The sequence below is a fragment of the Paraburkholderia humisilvae genome, from assembly GCF_902859855.1.
Classification (GTDB): Bacteria; Pseudomonadota; Gammaproteobacteria; order Burkholderiales; family Burkholderiaceae; genus Paraburkholderia; species Paraburkholderia humisilvae.
Window position 1 is genome coordinate 1 of record NZ_CADIKH010000072.1, and the last position, 22,665, is coordinate 22,665.

The 22,665-nt window shown below is 56.1% G+C and carries 12 protein-coding genes and 5 pseudogenes; 9 read left to right on the forward strand and 8 right to left on the reverse strand.

What is annotated here, in order from left to right; all coding sequences use genetic code 11:
- The first annotated feature begins 1,414 nt into the window (after positions 1-1,414).
- A complete protein-coding gene (locus HV796_RS35235) occupies positions 1,415-1,753 on the forward strand; it encodes a DUF4148 domain-containing protein (protein WP_175232505.1) in 339 nt (112 codons plus the stop codon).
- 431 nt (positions 1,754-2,184) lie between these two features.
- Here the strand turns inward: HV796_RS35235 and HV796_RS35240 are convergent, their stop codons facing one another.
- Together HV796_RS35240 and HV796_RS35245 are read right to left on the reverse strand one after the other, a co-directional pair.
- Complete coding sequence (locus HV796_RS35240) at positions 2,185-2,715, reverse strand: RNA-guided endonuclease InsQ/TnpB family protein (RefSeq protein WP_217478090.1); 531 nt, start codon at positions 2,713-2,715, stop codon at positions 2,185-2,187.
- Between the two features lie 15 nt (positions 2,716-2,730).
- On the reverse strand, positions 2,731-2,982 hold the full coding sequence (locus HV796_RS35245) for a hypothetical protein (RefSeq protein WP_175232506.1): 252 nt from the start codon (positions 2,980-2,982) through the stop codon (positions 2,731-2,733).
- A gap of 578 nt (positions 2,983-3,560) precedes the next feature.
- On the opposite strand from HV796_RS35245, the gene HV796_RS35250 reads away from it, so the two are divergent.
- Complete coding sequence (locus HV796_RS35250) at positions 3,561-4,868, forward strand: thioredoxin family protein (RefSeq protein WP_175232507.1); 1,308 nt, start codon at positions 3,561-3,563, stop codon at positions 4,866-4,868.
- A gap of 207 nt (positions 4,869-5,075) precedes the next feature.
- Here the strand turns inward: HV796_RS35250 and HV796_RS35255 are convergent.
- From HV796_RS35255 to HV796_RS35270, 4 genes and pseudogenes are all read right to left on the reverse strand, one after another.
- Positions 5,076-5,454, reverse strand: a pseudogene (locus tag HV796_RS35255) (IS6 family transposase); the annotation flags it as partial.
- Between the two features lie 90 nt (positions 5,455-5,544).
- A pseudogene (locus HV796_RS35260) lies at positions 5,545-6,527 on the reverse strand (SidA/IucD/PvdA family monooxygenase); the annotation flags it as partial.
- 404 nt (positions 6,528-6,931) lie between these two features.
- A pseudogene (locus tag HV796_RS46000) lies at positions 6,932-7,660 on the reverse strand (AMP-binding enzyme); the annotation flags it as partial.
- Positions 7,661-9,249: 1,589 nt separating this feature from the next.
- Positions 9,250-9,540, reverse strand: a complete 291-nt coding sequence (locus tag HV796_RS35270; protein ID WP_175232508.1) for a hypothetical protein — start codon at positions 9,538-9,540, stop codon at positions 9,250-9,252.
- Positions 9,541-9,684: 144 nt separating this feature from the next.
- Here HV796_RS35270 and HV796_RS35275 point away from each other — a divergent pair, with 144 nt between their 5' ends.
- Positions 9,685-10,518, forward strand: coding sequence for a hypothetical protein (locus HV796_RS35275; protein WP_175232509.1), 834 nt, complete (start codon positions 9,685-9,687; stop codon positions 10,516-10,518).
- Positions 10,519-11,602: 1,084 nt separating this feature from the next.
- Here HV796_RS35275 and trpS read toward each other — a convergent pair.
- Positions 11,603-12,613: a tryptophan--tRNA ligase gene (trpS, locus tag HV796_RS35280; RefSeq protein WP_175232510.1), complete on the reverse strand. Its 1,011-nt coding sequence runs from the start codon at positions 12,611-12,613 to the stop codon at positions 11,603-11,605.
- 1,305 nt (positions 12,614-13,918) lie between these two features.
- On the opposite strand from trpS, the gene sctC reads away from it, so the two are divergent.
- Positions 13,919-15,685: a type III secretion system outer membrane ring subunit SctC gene (gene sctC, locus HV796_RS35285; protein ID WP_175232511.1), complete on the forward strand. Its 1,767-nt coding sequence runs from the start codon at positions 13,919-13,921 to the stop codon at positions 15,683-15,685.
- A gap of 318 nt (positions 15,686-16,003) precedes the next feature.
- On the opposite strand, the gene HV796_RS35290 is transcribed toward sctC, so the two are convergent.
- Positions 16,004-18,082, reverse strand: a complete 2,079-nt coding sequence (locus HV796_RS35290) for a hypothetical protein (RefSeq protein WP_175232512.1) — start codon at positions 18,080-18,082, stop codon at positions 16,004-16,006.
- 597 nt (positions 18,083-18,679) lie between these two features.
- Between HV796_RS35290 and HV796_RS35295 the strand changes: the two genes are divergently transcribed.
- From HV796_RS35295 to HV796_RS35315, 5 genes and pseudogenes are all read left to right on the forward strand, one after another.
- Complete coding sequence (locus HV796_RS35295) at positions 18,680-18,934, forward strand: hypothetical protein (RefSeq protein WP_175232513.1); 255 nt, start codon at positions 18,680-18,682, stop codon at positions 18,932-18,934.
- 1,088 nt (positions 18,935-20,022) lie between these two features.
- Positions 20,023-20,892, forward strand: coding sequence for an ATP-binding protein (locus tag HV796_RS35300; protein WP_175232514.1), 870 nt, complete (start codon positions 20,023-20,025; stop codon positions 20,890-20,892).
- Positions 20,889-21,316, forward strand: a pseudogene (locus HV796_RS35305) (NUDIX domain-containing protein). Before HV796_RS35300 ends, HV796_RS35305 begins: the two are co-directional and overlap by 4 nt.
- A 68-nt stretch (positions 21,317-21,384) precedes the next feature.
- The gene (locus HV796_RS35310; protein ID WP_175232515.1) at positions 21,385-21,522 is read left to right on the forward strand and encodes a hypothetical protein; all 138 of its coding nucleotides are present in this window, start codon (positions 21,385-21,387) and stop codon (positions 21,520-21,522) included.
- 169 nt (positions 21,523-21,691) lie between these two features.
- Positions 21,692-22,480, forward strand: a pseudogene (locus HV796_RS35315) (IS5 family transposase); the annotation flags it as partial.
- Positions 22,481-22,665 lie beyond the last annotated feature (185 nt).

Genomic DNA, 22,665 nt, shown 5'->3' on the forward strand with positions numbered 1-22,665 from the left:
AGCGCCTGCGGCGCAACAGCCTGTGTGGGCACCTTCTTCAGCATGAAAAGCTCCTTTTCTGGACAGCTGTTTTACAGCAAATCTGTGTCCAGAAAAATCCGGGCCGCGGCAGCCTCGCCGGGCAGCGACTGATCGTCTACGTCGACGAATCGGATCTGTCCCACTGACGCGCCACGCAGTTACTTACTCCGGCACCGGAACGCCACGTGTCGATTATGCTGTATCACTTCTATGGCCACCTGTTTGGGCAGTCGGTGGACTTATCCGTACAGGCTTCAAGTTGCGCGCGCCCACAGGGCGCGATCAGAAGTGCGCGGCTCAGAGTGACCAGATGCGCAAATCGGTTAGAGTGCTTATGGCCCGGTTCCGGAAGAAGATTGCGGTATGACGTGATTATTCGGATAACGAAATGGCGATAGAATGTTTTAATTTTCAGGTAACAACTTTTAAGTAGTAATGCCGAAACATATTTGATCAGAAAAATGCATGCCAGGCGATATGTGATGGTCCCGTTTCGGGCTCCATCGATCGATGGCGAACTGACATCCTTGACGGGTTCCCCTGCCGATGCTTGCGCTCCACTCTTGATTATGGTTTAACGTGTATCCGAAATCGGGTCTGTGTATTCGCCAGTTTAGATTGTTCTTTGTGGAGCGAACTGGGGGCGGCAGTTTTGCTTTTTGTCCATATCAGACTATGCCTTAACAGATATTAATTAACTGAGCGCATCTTTATCAGGTGGGGGCGTGGCTATGACAGGCTCATTCCCGGAAGCGGTTTTGCGATACAGGGCAGTGAATGCGAGTCTCTGTCAATTAACAAATATTGACAGTATGCAGTTTCAGTTGTTTTATGATCACCTTCATGACGGAACTTGTAGGTGCGTCAATTCATGTAGGCACCATCTCATGTAGGCACCATCCAGGCTTCGCATGGATATCTGACGAGAATTGCAGGCGCGAAGATCTTGCACGCGCGTTGTTGAGTGGTCGTTAATCAACTCACCGTGACACCGGCGCTAATGTGGATTTTCACGTGTCAACTCAAACCTTGAGTCGACGTATTCAGTCATGGTAGTTCGATAGTTATATAGAATAGGAACCCGAAATGAAAGTATTGCTAGTCATTTAGATTTCGCTTGATTGCCGCGGCAACACTTGGCATTGCAACAAGAGCATCAGCTGCGCTGCCGGAATGACCCGAGCCGAAGTTTGTCAGGAACTGAACATCACCAATGGTACGTTCCGCGCGAGCCAGCCGGAGAAGTGTGAGAAAGCTCGCCCTGGCAAAAGAGTGCGTCCGGTCCGCGCGGCTTCTGCGATACGTACATCGGTAGTTAAGTCAACCTATCTGTGCCGCGCGGAGCCGCGTGCTGCAGAAAATACCCCAATCATTTAATACAGAGGATTTAATCATGAAAAAGATCGCCATACTTGCTGCCACTGTTGCATTGTTGGCCCCGGGGCTGAGCTTTGCGCAAGGCGCTAGCAGTGGGCTTACGCGCGCGCAGGTGCGCGCTGAACTGAAGCAGTTTCGCGATGTGGGTTATCAGGCGAGCGGTGAGAACGTGAACTATCCCGACGATGTTCAGCAAGCTTTGGCCAGGATCGCCCAGAAGGAAGCGACTCGGAAAGCGAACGCAAACGGCGAGGTATCCCAGCGCGGCACCGATGATACAGCTAGGCCGATGACTGTGCCCACGCCAGAATGCGTTGGCCCCGTCAGCTACTGCAACGTCTATTTTGGTGGCTAGACAGCGCGTATTGTCGTCCTACAACACAGGCTCGCAAAGAACGGCTTTTCAAACGGCTACATCGCGCGCGTCGTTGCCCAGAGTCAAGCTGAAAATCCCGTCCTTGCTCGATGGTCCGTGAGTTCCAATGCTTTCCGGTCCGAACGACACATCGGGCGGCGTCGCCTTGGGCTCGTGCGCTGCAAAAGGCCACCTCGGGCGCGTACTGGCCGCGCGCTAGCGCGAGGGAATTGAGGACGGTGCGCATGGGTGTCTTGCCATAACACGGCACGTGAAAAACTCAGCCCTCGTGGAGACGTCTTTATGCCCGCTCTGCCGTGCCGACCCCCTGTCAGGTCCGACCCAAGCCAATACAGTTCAGGATCGCTTTGGCGTACCCCCGATGCGCCTACGTCGCACCGGCGAGCTACGCTGAGCGTTGCCCACGGCGCTTACCTTCGTCCGGAAGCTCCACAATCTTCTTTCATGATTGAAAGTCTTGAACTTGACATCCTCCCGGCCCTAAAGGCCGGACGGGGATTGCTAAGGGGTGCGCAAGCACCTTCGGCGGGTTCCTGCTTCGCCGGGCGGCGTGACTGCGCCATCCCTCCACAGGCAATCGTGGCATGTCCTGCCGCTAGAACATTGAGTGTGCCGACATGATCGGCATCAGCTTCGTGGCCGCACGAGACGCAAGCGAACCGTGCCTGCGCCTTGTGATTGTCCTTCGACACATGGCCGCAACACGGGCACGTACCGCTCGTGTTTTTTGGGTCTCCCGCGACGAAGATACCGCCGCGCCATGCTGTCCTGTATTCCAGTTGGCGGCGAAACTCGCCCCAGCCCTGATCGAGAATCGACCTGTTGAGGCCGGACTTCGCGCGGACATTGCGCCCTGGTGCGTCTGCCGTACCTTTCCCCAGGGTACCTGAGCGGCCGACACGGCCGCGCTGCGGTGCCTTCCTTGGTCTCTGGCTGCCCACGCACAGACGCCGTTGTCATACGGAGAAGTCCTCGATTTCACCGCCAGGGTGGCGCCGATGCGCGCGATCAGGAGCTTTGAGGCCCACGTCGATCAGACGAGTAGCATTCATGAATCCGTTGTACACGTGTGGACTGAACTGATTTTGGTGATTTGCGAGCACATCGCTAGCCTTCTCAAGATTCTCACGGATCACCTTGTCAGGCTTTCGCCTGTTTTCGTAGTCGGTGCCCAGCCTGCTCAGCGCCTTCGTGCCACGCTTGTCCATGGATCGTTGCGAGTGGCCTCCTTCTTCGGCTGCCTGGGCAAGCCTGCCGATTTCTTTACCTGTGCGTCCGCCGCGCCTGTTGGCGACGCTGGAAGTCTCTGGCAGCTCTGACCGGGACGCTGAATAGGGCGGGGGCGCAGGGGGAAGAGAAGACCGAGCCAACGCCTGAAGCTGTTGCGGGACGGCGGACTGTGGACGGTTACTGAAGCTGGGGGGGGACGGCGTGAGCGCGGCCGGAGCTGCGCTATGCGAGGCATTGCTACTGCCTTGATAATAGGCGTTGGGATTGACGCGATTGGTATCCAGTCCGGTTATCTGTCGTGGCATGGTGGGTCACTGTAAAAGTGGAGGGGATGGCCCAATCTTACGTGGTCGCAAAATCGGATACCCTCTCGACTGCGCAACACTGCCGCATCTTCCCGCAATCCCTCTTATCTGTGATAACGCACATTGAACTAACCCGCTGACGCGGGACAAGTCGTGTCGACCACCGGCATCGGGTTAGTTCAATGTGCGTTATCGGTCCATCTCTCACCGAGCGCCGACGGCGTTGCCGAGTCCGCTGTCCTAGAGGTCCGATGGAACCCTATGTCGATGAAAGCTGTCTGATTTTGATTGCAAACTCCGTCGAGGAAACAATGGCGATAGTCGAAACGACACAGGCGAAACTAGAGGCTGACGTAAAAGATGTGAAGCCAGTTCTGCTGCTTTTCACGGCACCATGGTGTGGCCCGTGCCGTACCTTATATCCTCATCTGGAACGATTTGCTTGCGAATTCGATGGCCGTATCAAGGTAATGAAAATCAATGCCGACAGGGCCATCGAAGCACGAGAACGCTTCCGCATACGCGGAATTCCCCAGATGGTGTTTTTTGTGAACGGCAACGAATATGCTCGATTGAACGAAGTGACGGTGACGCGTATGAGCCTGACGGCAAATCAGTGGCTCGACGATCTCGGCCTGAATGTGCGCACGAACTATTCCACCGCTCAACGAGTGACGGAGAGTGATCGGATATGGCTGAGCTTTGCCGGTGATCCGGCCGTCAAGGAAGTCTGCATCGCACGTCTGAGAACAAAAACTGAAAAGGAAGTCTCTCCCCCATCGGATTGTCTGGCGGGCGGCCCAGACCAATTTGAAATTGTGATAGGCGCCCCAACGGCACTGGGGAGTCTGCTAGACGCAGTGCCTCGCACGCGCCTGATGGAAATCGTTGAAGCAATGCCGGTTGGTGCGGATCTTCGGCAAGTTACCCCTGACGTGCTATACGAGTTCGTTTACGCATCCGAGTGGGCGGTCATGCCAGGCCTTACAGGGCCGGGGGCAGAACTTGCAACGGAAATAATGATGCTGCATAAACGGGAGCGGGAAGGCTTAACCATTCCTGCTGACGCATGGGACGCAATACGGCGCAGCGCGGTCCACCTAAGGCAAGCCGAGACGCAATCGATTCCTAAGGCGGACATGCTGGAGGCGTTAGCATGGCCACAATACGACTGGCCGGTCAATGATGTCCTGCACGGAATGAGAATCCTATGTGGTGTTCGGTCGTTTCCGGAACTCACTGAGGCATTAGGCGAGGAGATCCGTCGTGCGCACATTGAGGACAGCGAGCGGCTTGATAGCGAGTTGGGCGAGCCTCCATCCGGCGGTGGAGAGGCGCGTGAAATCTGGAGCGAACGATATAGAGAACGGCAAGCAACATTGGAACGTCAACGGCGCGCAGCAAACCCGAAGCTATGGAGCCTGTATGACAGATACGTAGAACATTTCAACGCAACAACGGTACGTCTTGGGTCAGAAGTCGCCTGCTTGCTCTTGAAAAGGCTGGGCGAAAACAGTCTTGCGGACAATGTAGGCGGTAGAAATTCCGTCCGAGGTTGACGGCTTGTGCCTGCGGTCCGATTTGTAACTGTCGGCGATGGCGCATCAGATGGCATGACGAGTCGTCGGGCAGCCGCCTGCGTTTACTCAATGCATGTGCCGCCGACTTGTCGTGGTAGGCGTCGTACAGCGACATCTTTGAATTTTTGCCCGAAGTTCTCTGAACGTTCGGAAACGAAAAGGAATCCGGCAAGATGCCTGGGTGGATGCGAAAAAGGCTTCGACCGCAACCACGTCACGCCTCGCCCCGAGCATGAAGTCCACCGTCTGGCCAGCCCCGATCCACCGCCCGGTACAGGTAGACCCACTTGTCGCGAATCTTCAGATAGGTCTCGTCGACACGCCACGAGCGACCCGCAGGTATAGCAACGCAGTTCCTGCGTTTGACGAACTCGAGTGTATAACGCCTCACCCAGCGAAGGATGGTCGTGTGCGCGAGCGACAAACCCCGTTCAGCCATCATCTCGACCAGATCACGCAGGCTGAGCTTGTAGCGCGGGTACCAAGGCACACACAGAATGATGATCTCCCGATCAAAATGCCGCCTTCCAACGAACAACTCCTCCAGAGTCTTCCGCTTGCTCACCCAGGGTTGACAGTTCGTTTTGCTCCTTCAACTCTACCCGATCCGCCGGCCCTATTTGCACCATGAGAGCTCGAGCTGAGCGGGTCAATGTAGTACTAACTCGACCTTTCCATCCACCGCACAGGTTGCCGCCTTAATGGTACGGCCGGCGAGTAGTCGGTGGCGCGTGTTGTAATCGACACGCCGCGGGTACAGCTTCTAGTAGATGCGCTCGATCAGCGGCCGGCCGATGACTGAATAGTTGGTGTAGCGATAGCGTTCGAGCAGCGCGTGGCGCGCGTGCTCGGTCTGCCCGTAGAAAATGTCGGTGAATTGGGGGCTGAAAATTTCATTGACGAAAGGGCTGTCGTCGGCCGGCTTCAACGCGCCGGCGCGCATTACGAGGCTGACGTTGACGTGCGGAAAGCATCGCACCAGATCTGCGAATACCTTATCCGCGCTCTGGCCCCCGCCGATCACCGCGATCCGGTGATGCTCGCCACTGGGGAGCAGCCACGAGCCGGTCGATCTCTGTCAGATACGATGACGAATGGATGATGCGCTCGCGGCCAAGCGTTGAGAACGCCGGGAATCGCTGGCGTACCGCCGAGGCCAATCGAAACGGCACAGGTGGTGCGCTGACACTCACGGCCGCTGCGTCAGGCGACAGACCGCGTATAGCGTCAATTCGCGCACTGTCAGGATTCACCGGTTCGATTCCGAACACCGTTTCGCCATAGCGGACCCGACTATCGAACGCTTGGGAAGCACAAACGCAGGTAGTCGTGAAACTCGATACGCGTAGGGTGAAAGTTCTTCAGGTTGACGAATTCGTTTAGACGACCATGTTCGAACGGGTAGTTGATAAACGTGCATCGGCTGGTCAGGTCGCGCTGCGTGACGAGATCTTTGAGGAATGAAATCTGCATTCGGCAATCGTCGAGAAGCATGCCACGATGCCATCCAAACGACGCCTGCTGCTCAACAAATCAGTACGGTGGCCGACTCGTGCCGTCGCGCTCCACGAGTCGCGTGGCAAACGCAAAATTCGATGGCCAGATTCCGATCAGATCAAATACAACATTGTTCTGCACGTCTTATCTCCATTGCAAGATAACATGTCAAATATATCGGACTGGTGGAAAAGTATGTTTCGCTCGGCGGCGTCTCCGAAACGTGTCACCGTGCCTCGGTAGTCGCATTTCACGCGATGCGCCCACGAGACGATCAGCTACGAAACCTGATAAGCTACGCACGCGTTGTTAAACATTGAAGGATTCCTTATTAGTTAAGATACGACAGTCGACAAACGGCAGTCGTTCCGGGCTTTGAGGTGGCGAGCTCCGCGATGATCCGGTTCAGTGGGAAGGGGACTCCGTGACGCTGCTCTAGGGTGTGGACAAGTGCAGCCAGGACAGGCGTTCCGAACAGATCGCGCACAGACAGCGCAGGCCGTGGCGCCCCAGCTGTCCGATCATCTGCACAGCATTCAGTGAGCGGAGTGTCCACCGATGGTGAAGAACGAATCGTGACGGCTTACCTTTTCATACCCCGAGCAACGCGCGCCAGACGCCGGCGAGAATCTGCTCCACGGGCCCGATGGGCGCTTCATAGGCAGCCGGAACGAGCGCAGTGTCGTCAGGCTCCGGCAGGGCCAGGTGGTCGAGCTTGCCATTGGGCATCAGGGGGGGGGCGGCGTCGAGCTGCACGAAGGCGCCCCGGCGCCATGTAGTCGGGCAGGCAGGGAGCGAGCCAGTCGCGCAGCGCGCCGGGCTGCACGGCATCATTGACGGTATAGGCGACCAGACGCGAGTCGATCTGGCCTAGGGCGATGACCACCACCTCACGCACGTCGGGATGCGCGAGCAGGCGGGCCTCGATCTCGCTGCTGAAGCCGCGGATCTTGAATTGATGGTCATTGCGCCCGAGGAACACAACGCTACCGTCGGGCAAGTAACGCACGAGGTCGCCGGTGCGCTACATGCGGGCTTCGGGATCCGGGAAGAACGGATCGGCGACGATGCGCCCGGCGGTGGGCTCGGGGCGGTTCAGGTAGCCACGGGCCACACCGGCCCCGCCAATGTACAGTTCAACCACACCCCAGCGGTACCGGCTGGCCGTGCGCGTCGATCGCTGCTTCGGTCGGGCCGTACAGGTTGAGCAACTCGGCATGGGGCAGCGTGGTATGGCACTGCTGGGCGCTGGCAGAGGGGAGCGCTTCGCCGCTACTGTGAACGCGCAGATCGATAATCCTAGCAATCTGCCGAAGCGACAGTATGAACAATTGTCACCATTGCACTGTGCGTAGGTTGCCATATCGCCCTTTATGCTCCACGGATTTAGCAGGACGCACGCCGCAGGGAAATTGATGACATCTCGCGGCAGCACAACCTCGGCGCCTATCCCCCGGTAGAACAGCCTTGCCGCGGCCCCGCGCAGGACAGTCTGCATCGAGCACGTACGCTGCTTGCCCTGGACCGCGTGTTTTGTTCAAAGGCATGATTGCGCGCTTTTCCCATGCAGTTGCGCATTCTGAATCGCGCAAGGTACATGTTTGTCTTATGGTTTGGGCATTGAATCCAGAGTGCTTATCATGAACAGACTTGACGATGATCCCATCTCCTCCATCTCGCCGCCGCAGGCGTCCCAGTTCGTAAGCTCCTACCTCAAGGACCCCGCAGTCGCGTCGCTGATAGCGTGGGTGAACGAGGCGCCCAAAGTGGTGCCCGAACCTCACGTCCGATGCTGGTGGTGCTCTAGGAAGATGGATGGGCGTGAGCGGTGCTGCGATCCTCTCACGGTCGGGTATTGACCATGTCGAAGGTGTCATGCTAACCACCATCAGCTCGAGCTGGCACTTGCACTCGTCAATGATGCTCCGTGATACTCTCTCCATGACCACTGGTCAGCATCACACACATCGATCATCGCGCTGATAGCCTCGGACAGAAGGCAGGATATGCCTTCATCTGCTTCTTCGCCCGAACGAAGCTCTCCTCGGAAACGAGAATCGCCTTCATGCCAGGTATCGGCTCCTTTGGCTTCGGTACCAGCTTCGTAACACCTCCTATGCCGATTTCTCTGAAAACTTTCCTCTTGCAACATTACCCATTCCATAAAATTTCTATGGGATGAAACATCGGCACGTCGATTGCGGCGCAACAGGGGATATTGCGGGCTTCGGTGTGTGCGCCTCGGCCAGGACTCTATAGTCAAATCGTCAAAGCCCTTGTCCATTTTCGACATGTTCGGAACCAAAGGTAATCATAGTCAGCCTTTGTCCCTCGTCGTCCAGCAGACGGCACCCACTTTCGTCTCGATGAGTCACGTACTCACGGCCCCACTGCGGTCTTCGCAGCTGGAGGTCGGGGCATATCGACATTCCGATGCCAGGCAGAAGGACCTCTATAAAAATGCCGCGCAGGAAATCAGGCTCTTCCATGCAACATAATTGTTCAGGATACCAGATTGAACCATGACTGAGATTAAATCCCCTTCAGACCGGCAGTTGGCGTCAACTACCCGGGCAGCCAATCCTGTAGTGTGTTGCAAGTTAATCAATTCTTCCGCTTGCAGTGCCACGTTCTCGATAGCCCGCGATCAAACCGTGATTGAAATTGGGTTCTCTTCGGCGCCGGTACCGGATATGCCGGCAATCAATCCACGCGGCGGCACGGTACGGTTGTCAAGAGGGTGCCGGCAGACCAGATGGGTGTTCCTGATAGATCTGCTGATGTTTGAAGCCGGATTAGACAAGCAGAAAAAAAGAAATCCCCGACGATCTCGCCAGAATTCTGCAAGCCGTTCGGTTTCATCCTATCGAACCGGCAGCTCACCAACAACATTTCGAATGCGCAGTTCAAGGACTGCTACCACGAGCTCTGCATAACCGATGCCCAGATCGCCGGAATGGAAAGCGCAGACAAGGCCGGCTTGTGGATACCGACGAGCGGCACGGTATTTAATTCGGTTAGCTATTTCGTGATTCATTTTGCGACGCAGATCGCGGTGCCATGGAGCGCGGCCTTCGCTGGCCATGACGTGGTAGTCGCCCGACCGTTCATTATCGCGCAGATACAATCGCTGGTCATCAGCGCGATCGATCATTTCGGACGCGTAGACAACATTGTTGTGAAGGTGGGCAGAGAGGCGTACGCCGAATATCTTTGATTAGGATACCATATTAATAGAATCGCTCGGAGCTGCACAATCGCCCTCACAAGGCTAACATAATCTTTCTTATTTCACATCATGAACAACGGTATCAGTAATCTCTTTTCTGGTGGCTCACATTCCGATTCGGTCGGATTAGTCAGTTATGTTAACGTTCGGTCACAGACAAACCATCCTATTCAAAATATAAAGCGCTCAAATGAGATGCGAAAAATTCTAGCAGGACTTGCTAGTGATCGCCCCCCTAAAAGAGCGACTACGCAAGTTGAAGAGGAAATTTCAGCGGCCACAGCACAGATGACCGAGCTCTTCGGTTTGCCTTCGAAGTGTTCTAGTGTTCCAAAGCGTTCGATTGGCCGGTACTACGTGGGAAGCAACCATGTCCGCTGCACGGAAACCGAGGGAGAATTGAATCTTTACGCAAAAAACATGGAAATTTCTTGCGTAAAAACAACGAATGCAGCTCCGAAACCGGAGTCATCCCATGCTTTTAGATTGACTGGATCCCGTGGTCAGCCTTCGGGGAGCATGAGCATAAATCTGATTTCCACTAGTAGAAAATCGAGGGAGTTGCCTGCAGGGAAAATTCCCTGCGGCCTGAAAGGAGCCGAACGTGAGGAGGCGAAAAAGCTTCAGGCGGAAAAACGTAAGGAACTGCTCTGCGCATTAGAGCCCGATGTCCGCGTCAAGGCGAAAAATATCGGTGGACTCTTCCCTCAATATGAGGCCACGGTGTATGGGCAGAAAAGGCAGTGCGAATTCACCTCAAGATTCGGCGAAGCAGAGCGAAAAATAATCAATAGAGCAAAATATGTGCGCGGATACGACATGGACGTTTCCTACGCGGGAAGACGGACCGATAGTGAGCCTCTTGTGCAAGTCAAAGGGCATCAGTACAACCCCAATGTCTAACGTTGGTTTTAAAGGTCGATAAGCGGATGGCACAGCCGCCCGAGCATGCTGGCGCAGCGCAATTGCGTCGTGGTGCCTGGCGCGCATCGCGTATCCATGTCGGCGAAAAACGTTTCGACGAGGGCCGCGCCGATGATGCTCAGCGTCACGCCCTTCGGCGTGAGAGGCGCAGAAAGCGGTCGAACATGGCCGCATGCTGCATTTGTGACCGTGGGTAAAAGGGTCGGCGATCGGCGCTGACCGCGTCAGTTTCCTGCCATAGCCGGTACGCGTGCGCCGCCGTGATCAATGAGAAGAGTCGATCCATATCGACCTTATATACTGACTTTGCCTCTTCGACACCCAATGGCGAATCGCAGATTCGCCATTGGGTGTCTAGGGAGAAGGGGTTATTATCAATTCACGTTAGCCGCCATACGACGAGGTCAGTCTGGGACAGACCGCGCGTCGATGTGGCGACGGTTGGCCCATGCGCCTGGTCTTCGGAGCGGCGGGCTGTGCCTGTCCCGTCGCTCGCGCCGCTGTCCGTTTTTTCGGCGCCGATACGCGAACACCCGGCAAGGCGCATACGACCACCAGGAGCATGGTGCGGTGATTCTTATGTCACGGCAACGCGTGGATTCCCCACAGGTCCTGGCACTACACACGCGATGCTCCCGTGCGTGTAGCGCTGACGCGCTTCCGTACAAAAGAATGACAGGTGTCGGTTTGCTTGCTGCTCCCGCGCTACGGCTGGATGACCGTGCGCTCATTCACCGCTTTGCTCCTGGCTTTCGCGCGTCCGTTGACGGCCTCTTCCACGAGATCTTAGCGGGGGCAAGCCGCTTCGATAACCGTATCGTCACCGGCCAGAGGCGTGCAGCCAGAGTAGCAGTCTCTCAAGATTGCATGCGTTACAAATGCAAAGGAGCTCGGTCGGCGGAACATCGTGCGCAGGACGAAGCAACCGATATTGGCATGATCCGATACAAATCCTTCTTTCTCAGGATGCGCACCGGATCCAATCGCATCCAACGGTGTCAGTCGTTTCAATTCACGCAAAGAGCGAAAACGGGGATCTTTTGAAGCCGGATCCCATCCGTGGCTAAAAATAGCTGAGGCCGAGGGCCGCCTTCACGTCGCATAACGTTGCGCCCGCAGTCTCCCGCGCGAGCACTGTACCGCGCGAAAGGATGGCAAGCACCCCAGCCGGGTCGCGTGCCAGTTCGAGACGACGCTCGCGGATCGGCGCAAGCAGGGCCTGGAGGCGCTCGTTTAGCTCGCGCTTGACGACGCTATCGCCAAGGCCTCCCCGGCGGTACTGCGCCTTCAGTTCGGTAACCAGTTCGATGTCCGGCTCGAACGCATCAAGGAACGCAAACACTACATTGCCCTCGACCCGGCCGGGATCGCTCACGCGTAGATGATTGGGGTCGGTGTACATGTCATTCACCGCTTTCACAATTTCGTCGGGACTTGCAGCAAGCTGGATGGCATTGCCCAGAGACTTGCTCATCTTCGCCTTGCCGTCGATGCCGGGTAGCCGAGGGACGCGGGCGAGCACCGCTTCACATTCCACAAGCACCGCCCGTTCGACGGAGTTGTTAAAGCGACGCACCAGTTCGTTGGTCTGCTCAATCATCGGAAGCTGATCGTCACCAACTGGCACAAGGGTCGCCTTGAACGCCGTGATGTCCGCCGCCTGACTTACAGGATATGTGAGAAATCCAGCCGGGATATCACGTTCGAATCCGCGCAACCGGATTTCTTCCTTGATGGTCGGATTTCGCTCAAGCCGCGCGAGCGTGACCAGATTCAGCAGGTACTGTGACAGTTCGGCGAGTTCCGGTACCTGCGACTGGATGAATATGGTTGATCTTGTTGGATCGATGCCGACAGCAAGATAGTCAAGCGCTACCTCGAGAACATTGCGGCTGATCCTGTGCGGGCTTCCCATGTTGTCGGTCAGCGCCTGTGTATCGGCAAGCAACAGGAACTGCTTTGCTTCGTATTGAAGTTGCACACGGGCGCGTAGAGAGCCGACATAGTGGCCAAGATGCAGCGGCCCTGTTGTGCGGTCGCCCGTGAGTACGACGGGCTGCTTCAAGTCAGTCAAAATTTGCTATCCCATGTTTGTTGTGAGTCGAACACCGACGGGCGCATACGAGAAAATACAGTCCCAGAATGGCAGCGAGATCGCGAGTAGCGTGGATAGTGGAGCCCGCATGATCTGGGCGAGACCGATAATACAGTTTCTGAAATATCGGTATCCTATCCATCTTAGGTGAGGCATCCACAAGCGATTTTGTAACCTTGGGAAGAAAGGATCTTGCCCCATTTAACAAATGAATTGCGCGTCCGAGCCACTCATCTCAGCATAACATTGGCCGCGACCTTTGCGAAATGTCTTCGATAACTATTATTGACGGGTTATTTTCGCGAAGCGTACCATTTTTGACAGGATCGGATGGTGTGGGTGATTCAGTAATTGAGCAATACTAGAAATTGCATATTGAGTCGGCGCGTTGTTTGACTCATCATATATGGTTGCGTCCGAGAGCTGTTGGAGGTTGGAAAATTGATCCTCTCAACTTAGGTTTGATTTCCGGATTCTCGTATTATTTGTCGGTGGTATTTATTTATAAATGGGTGAATTCGGACGATCTATCGCCCGTTTTGAGCTGGTTTTACGAGACACGCACGTGCAACAACAGAGGCCCACGGGTTGTAACGAATGCGCAAAAAACAGGCGGAGCAAGGGATGGGGGCGGTCGCAATCGGATCATGCCAGTGTATATAATTTCAGTGGGGGCTGATTCCGCAAGGCGTTCGCTGAAGTGTCTCCATTGCATGGGTGCGCGCTCGATCAAATGGCAGGTGTGCGTCAGGGTTGAGGCCAAACGCTTGATAGCTCCCAATTCTCACCCGATTACATCGCTTAACAAAATGTTCGGGAAAATTTTCATAATCGTTAAGGCATCCTGTATGATTCGTTCACGGCCTGCTCAGACGTGTCGATATAACCCCATGACATGGACAAAATTGTCGTGTCGATGACGAGGGAAGGGATCTTCTCTGGTTAGTTCGTCGACAATTTGGCGATCTAGTCGTGTGTGTTCCGGTGGTTACGACGTCGTAACGCATTCGCAAGTGCGAGGCAAACAGATCAGACCCCCCAGTGTGCCGCCGTTGGTAATCTGACCACTACTGCGCAGGATTCAAGGTGGATGACGATGCGCTATAGCCCTGTGGCTCGCGAGATCAGCCTCGCGAAACGATGGATGTCGAAATAATCATGATCGTCAGCGCCAAATTGTTCAGGACCGGATGAAGAAAATCAAGTGCACTGTGGATGAGCACATACGCATGACTGAGGGATAAGCCTGCTGGTTTGAGCCAATCGGGTATTCGGGGAATCGTCATGAAGCTAATGCGCGCGGCTTTATTTGCGGCGTTGATATACGGTGGCATGATCCAGGTGCTGGACGCTGCGCCTGTAAAGTGGTCTGGTCAGTCGGTGCACATTCTGGTTCAGGGAAAGGATCTGAAAGACGTGCTGCGCGATTTCACGGCAAGTCAAGGCGTTACGGCACAGATATCACCAAATGTGCAGGGCACTGTGACAGGCCAGTTTGACATGCCGCCTCAGCGCTTCTTTGATACTTTGGCTGCAACGTTTGGTTTCGTATGGTTCTACGATGGCTCGGTGTTAACAATCGCTAGCCCAAACGAGCTAACGCGGCAGGTTGTCACACTCAGGTACGCGACCACCAGCCAGCTGGAAGCCACCCTTTCCAAGATGGGGCTAACAAACAACAGGTATCCGCTTAACTCTTCCGCCGATGCGCATGCCGCCGTTGTAACAGGACCGCCGCAATATGTGCAGCTGGTAAGCGACGTGGCCAGACAATTGGACCAGAGCGTTGCAAGCCAGACCAGTTCAGTTATGCGCATTTTCAAGCTATCGCACGCCTGGGCAGCTGACCATAGTGTTCAGATTGACGGTAAGGCTGTGACCGTGCCTGGCGTTGCCACTGTACTGTCGAAGCTCTTCCAACAGAAAGGTCAGTCGGATGCACCTTCGGTTGCAGGTGTTGTGGCGTCTGGCGGTCGACGTCTAAAACAACTGACCGACGTCGGGGGAAATTCGAATGGTGGTACGTACCCACCGCTGCCGCAAAATCCGGGCTCGCAGGGTGGAATACTTGGCAGCCTGTTCAACGGGAAACCGCCCTTACCCCCTGGCAACGCGGACATGGGATTTGGAAAGGATTCAGGGGATCCTCTCTCGGGGGGCGATGGCGATGCCGTTGCTGGCGACACAGGTCTGCCCATAATCGAAGCGGATCCGGCAACCAATTCAATACTGATCCGCGACACGCCGCAGCATATGGATCAATACGAGCCCGTCATTGAGGAATTGGACAAACGTCGCAAGGTGATCGAAATCGAGGCACAGATCATTGAGATTGACGACAATGCTCTAAAGCAGCTTGGAGTTGACTGGAGGGCGCACAATTCCCACGTAGATTTTCAGACGGGAACCGGGACGACACAGGCTAACGGGTATAACGGGTTCCTTGACCCAAGTTTCGGAACGACGCAGCTTGCTGGAAGTTTTGTTGCCAACGCTACGCCCGTTGGTGCGTCAATTTCCGCTGTGTTGGGCGATGCGGGGCGTTATCTGCTAGCACGCATTGACGCGTTACAGCAGAGCTCTGAGGCGAAAATTGAAGCCACACCAAAAGTCGCGACGCTGGACAACGTTGAAGCGGTAATGGCAAACAAAACCAGCTTCTATGTACGAGTTTCCGGATATGCGTCCGCAGATCTGTATAACGTGGTGTTTGGTACTTCTTTACGCGTATTGCCTATGGTTGTTCAGGAAAATGGTAAAACCATGATCAAGCTGAATGTACATATAGAAGACGGTAATTTTGCAACCGGTCAGGAAGTTGACACTATTCCTATTGTGACAACCACAGAAATCAATACGCAGGCATATGTGGGGGAAAATCAAAGTCTTCTTATCGGTGGATATAGCGTTAATAATAGGAAAAAATCGGTGACAGGGATCCCGGGGCTTTCGGAAATACCAATCATCGGTGAGTTGTTCCGTTACCATGATGATACTAATTCGCATATGGAACGCCTCTTCCTGATTACCCCTCGGATAATATCCCTTTAGCCGTGTCGAAGGCCCTGTCTCCCGAGTTTGACATTTTGGTCCGAAATTCGGGGCAATTTCGGGCCTGAAGAGTTTTACTGAGCGCGAGCGGTCTGTACCGGGGACGGTGCATTGGCCGCTTCATCTTGGACGGTTGTCGCACCGGTTGCGAGCACCCGGAAGTTGAGCGCATGTCGTGCCGTTGGACCGTGTCGGTCGCTCGTTCGGTGTGACTGACCCGGGGAGGCGGGCGGGCCATGATCATCTGACCTATGGGCGGCGAAGAATGGCGATCGATACCGTGATATGACGTGAACGTTATCCGGTAGAACTCATGCTTCACGCGTTCCGGATCTCTTCGGTGAGTTTCAGCAGTTCTTTTCCGGTGATGAATTTGCCGCCCTCCCCAAGGTCTAAGGTTCCGTCGGGGTAGGCGATCACCTGGTTGGATTTCGCAAATCGAAAAGGATACTTCTGTGATTCGAACAAAGGGAGCAGTCGATTGTTTTCCTGGGTCATGAACACTGTCTGGCCAGCAGGTCCGTTGTTCTCACCAAATATCACTGTGAATCGCGCGTCGCGATTGTTCCTCGCGATTGCTATCAGATCGTCCATTTTTTGGAGCCCGCGCCCCTCGCCTGCGGCGAGGTTACTACCCATGACGTGAAAAAGACCGCTCACCGCATCTCCATGCTCGCTTTTTGCCTGTACCAGAACTGTGGTGCAATCGAACATTCCGCTTGTTTGTATCGCCTCGTTGCGCACTGTGCCTACGCTGCCCGCAGCGACTACTCTGGGTGGCTTCGGAATTGCTCTTCCGCTGTATAGGGGCATTTTCTCGGGTTTGCCTACAATCCGTCCGCCAGACATCTTCACTTCAAAGTGCTCTTTTCTCTTCATGCGCAGGGCGATCCGATACCGCCGGCGCCCGATCTTCGTCGCCGAAAATCCCTTGCTGATCACAGATGTGATCCTTGACCCTTTGACGATGGTGTAGCCGTGTGAGGCAAGCTTCGGCGCGAGCCTGCCGAGCTTGCCGACTCCTCCTGTGACCATGTCTACTACCGGCATGGAAACCGCCGAAACCAGTTCATCGTGGAACTGGTCGACATATTTCTCGGTGTCTGTCGCCGCCCATGCCGCTTCCCATTGTTCCTGTCTAGTCGCGGCGACGAGTGGCGTTGCCACATGTGGTGCCGCACTACGCACACTCCGAAAATCCGCCAAAGTGTTTCTGTAAAAAACACGTTGCATCTTGTATCCGAAGAATTTCTCAGCGTTGGCGTGAATCCATGCTTGCGATCGCCAGTTAGAGTCATCTGTCTCGATGATGACTGGATTTTTCTGCCAGTTCGCCGTTGAGACGATAAACGACCTCTCCTGGCCGCCCGCGCGAGTCTGGACTACGAGGCCATATTGCCCCTGAGTCAGAGTGGCGAAGAGCGGATCGTTCGGAAAGGGTGTCGCGGCAAAGATTGTCGCCGGGGTTGACGTAGTGTCCACACCCAATGACTCAAGCAGTGAAGTAATTCTTAACGTCAATTCTATAACCTGAGCTTGCATTGACTTGTCGAACTGTGCCTTATGCTTCTCGTCGGCCTTCTTCGCCGAGATCACTACTTCTTTCGCGATTTGCTTGTCTTTGTCGTGGACTATGCGAGTGATCGCGAGCGAGTTTTGAACCTTATGGTGTTCCAGACCGTACTTCAACAATGAGATTGACCATTCGTGGCGGGAATCTCCTGGCACCTCCGAACCGGTGGGATAACCGTCGGTCACATCGATCTCCTGATGCGGGTTCAGTCCATCTTCACGGTATTGCAGTTCGTGAGCTTTCGCCCGGCTCATTGCGCGATTGGACAGCGGTATTTCTACAGGGCGATACGTGGTGCCCATCACTCGTTTGACTCTTGAGTGCGGGTTGTCATAGATCAAACCAGGTGCGAAGAGCGGCGGACTGGTGGCCGGTCTCGCCTTTTCTAACGCGGTTGCAAGGCTGTTACCGTCAGCATATTGTGCGAGTGTGTCCAGTGAGGGGCTTGCCTTCCATGAGAACGGTGCGAGAGCCAACTCTCCGGTTGATGCCCGATTCCCGTGGGAAGTGAACGGTAACGCCTCCGGGGCCCCGGGGCGGGTGGAGCTTACTAGCGACAAGGTTTGAAGAAGGACCGTTGCGAGCAGTCTTTGCGGTGGCTGGGTGGGCTCGGAAACCGTGAAGCTGGTCGCGGGTTTTGGTGCGGGGCACGTGTCGAGCAGTGTTGATTGGAGCGCTTCGATCTGTGCGTTGAATGGTGGTGGTCGCCGGGAAGGGCTGCGCGCGGTGGCGGCGTCACGCGTGCGCGCGTCCTGCTGTCGGGCATGAAAAATCTGTGGCTTCGAGGTCAGTTCTGACTTGTACCGAACGTTGATGTCTGGCATATGCGAAACCGATGGCAAGGAGCGGGAAACGTTGTTAGCGATGTTTGACACTTACCGGCCGTGCCGGACTATGCTTCGGACTACATGCACGCTGCAGGTTCTAACCACGAGCCCGGCGGAAGTTAGCAGTTCAGGATCTGGACACGAAGTGCGAGGCGAAATATACCGCTGCCCAGCGCAAAATGTATAAGCGTCTCAAATGTTCCGTTATCGATGGCGTGGCAAAGAGCGCGGCAAGGTGAGCGTTTTGGGCGGGCCTTACGCGGTATCGAGGTCAGAGCATTACTGCGTAGAGCTCGCAAGAGGTGAAGCGACGCTGCAAGAGCAGCTGTGCAACGGTAGCAACAAAGATGCCGTGGTGAGTCGCGCACGCCTGTCCTCGATTCGGGCGCGGAAGCGCGAAGCTTGATCGCTAACTAGCCATCACGCGTCGGAAAGGCGGCGGTTCGCGTCGGTAGCGCTTCGCGTATCACAGAAGACGTCTGCGCACGCGTGGCGCACGGCGGATCCACAGCGTCAGTGGGAAGCGTGACTCAATACGGCACATGCGCGTCAGCGCGCAAGTGGTACAGCTGCAAGGTCGCATGGCGACACAGGATGCGCCGCAACCTGCTTCACAAGGTCGCGTTCATTCGTGGCAAACACGCGCCAGTTAAACCAATCGCGGCGCCGAGCCGCGTGCTCGCAAATGGTACTGCGAACGCTCGCGCGGCGCCGGTCTACTACCTCAAGGATGACTTCGCCACGTACGCAGCAGAAATTGTCGGCTACCGATATATTCGTGGCACTCTCGCCTCGGTAGCACGGCTACTGATGTCCGCGTCTAATTTGACCTCCGGCATAGACAGCTAGAAATGTGTGCCGACTACTACAGCGCCCACCGAAAGCGATTCATCTAGGCAAACGTCGCGGGACGGTTTTACGAGGAACCAAAAGCCGATCCGAGAGAACACCAGGAGCGGCCCCAAGACCAGTTCCCACACGGGACCCGCGGAACGAGGCTGCAATGCATGAGACCCTTTCATGAGACTTGCTCCGAGAAACCCCGCCCTTCAGGGACCTTCAGGCAGGGGAGCGTGTCAAATCTCACTCGATGGGACGATTACCCTTCGCGTGAGCATTGCGATGCGTACGATCCACGGCTCGAGAGGCGGCATCGATCCTGCTCTTCAGCAACAAGAGACTGTCGACAAATTTTAAAACTTCCGCGGACACAGCAGACAACGTTACGATTTGAAGTGACAGACTGGATACCAGCTTCACGTGCGTACATTTTGGATGATCGTGGAATGTGAAACTATAATTGGCGAAATTGGCACCAGTCAATATCGACTCCACCGAAATCGGAAGCAACGATGGGGCGTTCATGAAACACTTGAAACCTCAGTGTCTACTTTGGGTTTGTTGTATTGCCGTTACATCCGCGCCGGTTCGATTTGAAGTCGCTTCATGCGACGCAGGTTCGAAATGATAAGTTCCTGGGTTGCATAAGATGCGTCTGCCCGGAGTTTGCCTGCTCGCGTCAGCCGGAATGAGTTCCTTTCCGTCTCGTCATGTCGAAATCTGTCAATGCGTCGGCTCAAGTTCAAGTCGATAGTGCTCATGTGCATATTGCTTTTGTAACTGATTGGCGGTGGTATGTGGATAATCAATTTCACTTATACATTATAAAAATATAATTGACCATAGACGCTGACGGGGCGGTGCTGGTAGCGTTGGCATGCTCGGCGCACGTGGGCCTTGTTCTCTGCCGCGCATGGGCTGGGTGACAGCACTCTGCTCCCCTGGTGGGTACCTGTCACCCTCTTTTCGCCTCATCTCCCACTTTGCTGAAAGTTGGTCTAGCGCAGGATACTCCGTTGGCGCCGCAGCCTGTTCGGAATCCTCCGGACACCGGCTTTTATCCTTGCCTCGAACCCGATCCGCCTCTCACTTTAGCCATGGAAAAACTCGAACAGCTGTTGACCCGCGCCGAATCCGTGCTGGGCCGTCTTGAAGCGATGTTGCCGCCCGCCGCCCCTGACGTCGACTGGGCCGGCGCGGTCGCGTTCCGCTGGCGCAAGCGCCAGGGACGCGGTTTTTTGCAGCCGGTGCCATCGATCTCGGCAATCTCATTTACCGACTTGCAGAACATCGACCGTCAAAAAGAACTGATCGAGCAGAACACGCGCCAGTTTGTTCAGAAGCAGCCGGCGAACAATGTGCTGCTGACCGGCGCACGCGGTACCGGCAAGTCTTCGCTGATCAAGGCGTGCCTGAACGCGCATTCGAAGGACGGCCTGCGGCTGATCGAAGTCGATAAGGACGATCTGCACGATCTCGGCGATATCGTCGACCTGATCTCGACGAGGCCTGAGCGGTTTATCGTGTTCTGCGACGATCTGTCGTTCGAAGAAGGCGAATCCGGTTACAAGGCGCTGAAGGTCGCGCTCGACGGGTCGGTGGCCGCGCAGTCCGACAATGTGCTGATCTACGCGACGTCGAACCGCCGCCATCTGTTGCCTGAGTACATGAGCGACAACGAGACATACAAGCACACGGCGGACGGTGAGATTCATCCGGGCGAAGTGGTCGAGGAAAAGATTTCGCTGTCGGAGCGGTTTGGGTTGTGGGTCAGCTTCTATCCGTTCAAGCAGGACGACTACCTGGCGATCGTTGCGCACTGGCTGCGCCATTTCGGTTGTGACGAGGCGGGGGGCGAGGCTGCGCGCGGCGATGCGCTCATGTGGGCGCTCGAGCGCGGCTCGCGTTCCGGACGCGTCGCGTGGCAGTTTGCGCGCGACTGGTCGGGCCGCCGGGCGCAGGCATGAACAGTGCCGCCGACAATCGGGCGCAGCCTGCTGCACGGCCGGTGACCGAGGTCGCGGTCGGCGTGCTGGTCCAGCCCGACGGACGCTATCTGCTCGCGCAGCGGCCGGCCGGCAAGCCGTACGAAGGTTACTGGGAATTTCCCGGCGGCGAGCTCGAAGCCGGTGAGACTGTCGAGGCGGCGCGCTTGCCCGCGAACTGCACGAGGAACTGGGTATCGACATCAAGGCGTGCCATTAATGGCATACGCTTGAACACGATTATGCGCACGCGTATGTACGGCTTTATTTTTGCAAGGTGACCGCGTGGACGGGCAAGCCCCACGGTCGTTAGGGCCAGGCGTTCGTCTGGTAGACGCTGCCCGCCGATGTGACGCCATTGCTTTCCGCGACGATACCCGTGCTCGAGTGGTTCGCGGCTGAGTGAACGCGGGCGCCGGCGCTGTGCGGGGCCGCCCATTAACTCCGCAGGCGCGATTACGCGATGTAACGAACGTGAACTTCAGCGCGCGAACTTCAATGATGCGCGGTTTGGCCGGACGTATCGGCGGTCCGCGGCTCTTCATCGTTGCTGCCGATCCGGTACTTTTCGGCGGCCCAGGCGCCGAGATCGAACTGTTGTCGGGCATTTGACGACGGTGGTCATTCTGTCTGTGGCGGTGTCGATCGAAACGTAACGAGTCGGACCTGAAAAACACTACCGAGGCAGATAAGTCAAGAGATTGCTCGGGATTTGGGCGTTGCTGAACTCCCGGAACGAATATAGATCTGCATCGAAACCTGGGAGTTTGAGGACGCCACAATGACCGACGATTTCTTTCGTAGCCGCCTGAGGCGATGATCGATCTACGTCAGCCGCTCGCGGTGCTCGCGAGGCGACTGCCGTGGGCGCAGCTCGAGGGTAAGCGCGGCGGGCCGCCCGCGCCTGTCGGTCCGGTTGATGGCGGGGTTGCTCTACCTGAAGCACGCGTACAACGAGAGCGACGAGTCGGTGTGCGAGCGTTGGGCGCAGGCCGTGTATTTTCAGTTCTTCTGCGGCGAAGAATACTTCCAGCCGCGTCTGCCGTGCGACCCGACCAGTCTAGTTCGCTTCCGGCAAGCCTTGGGCGAAGCGGGTGTCGAGGAATTGCTGGCGACGACGATCGCCGCCGCAGTGCAGATGAAGACGGTCACGCCGGGCGAATTCGAGCGGGTGATTGTCGACACCACCGTGCAGGAGAAGGCGGTCGCCTATCCGACCGACAGTCGTCTGCTGGGCGTGGCGCGCGCCCGGCTTGTGCAACTGGCACGACGCACCGGCCTGAACCTGAAGCAGACCGACGAACGCGAGGGCAAACTTCTGAGTCGTCGCGCGGGCGGCTATGCGCACGCGAAGCAGTTCAAGCGTCTGCGTCGTGTAGTCAAGCGTCAGCGTACGGTATTGGGACGGCTGCTGCGTGACATCGAACGCAAGCTGTCCGGCGCGCCGGCCGAACGGCAGATACAACTGCGCGTGTGGCTCGGGCGGGCATGGCGTATTTGCCGCCAACGACCAAAGGACAAAAACAGGCTTTACGCCCTGCACGCGCCTGAAGTTGAGTGCATCGGTAAAGTGCGACGTGAAGTCGCAAACATCATTGTCTCGCCCGCCCACAAGGCTGGTGACGAGACCGGCCGTTCCGTCGGCGTAGCCTACCTGTGCATGCGTTGCCGGAAACAGCGACGTGTGAAGCCACGGGGACAACGTGTCGGGCCTTCGGGCCGCGTCAGCTTCCGCGAGGAGGAGACGTCACCTGC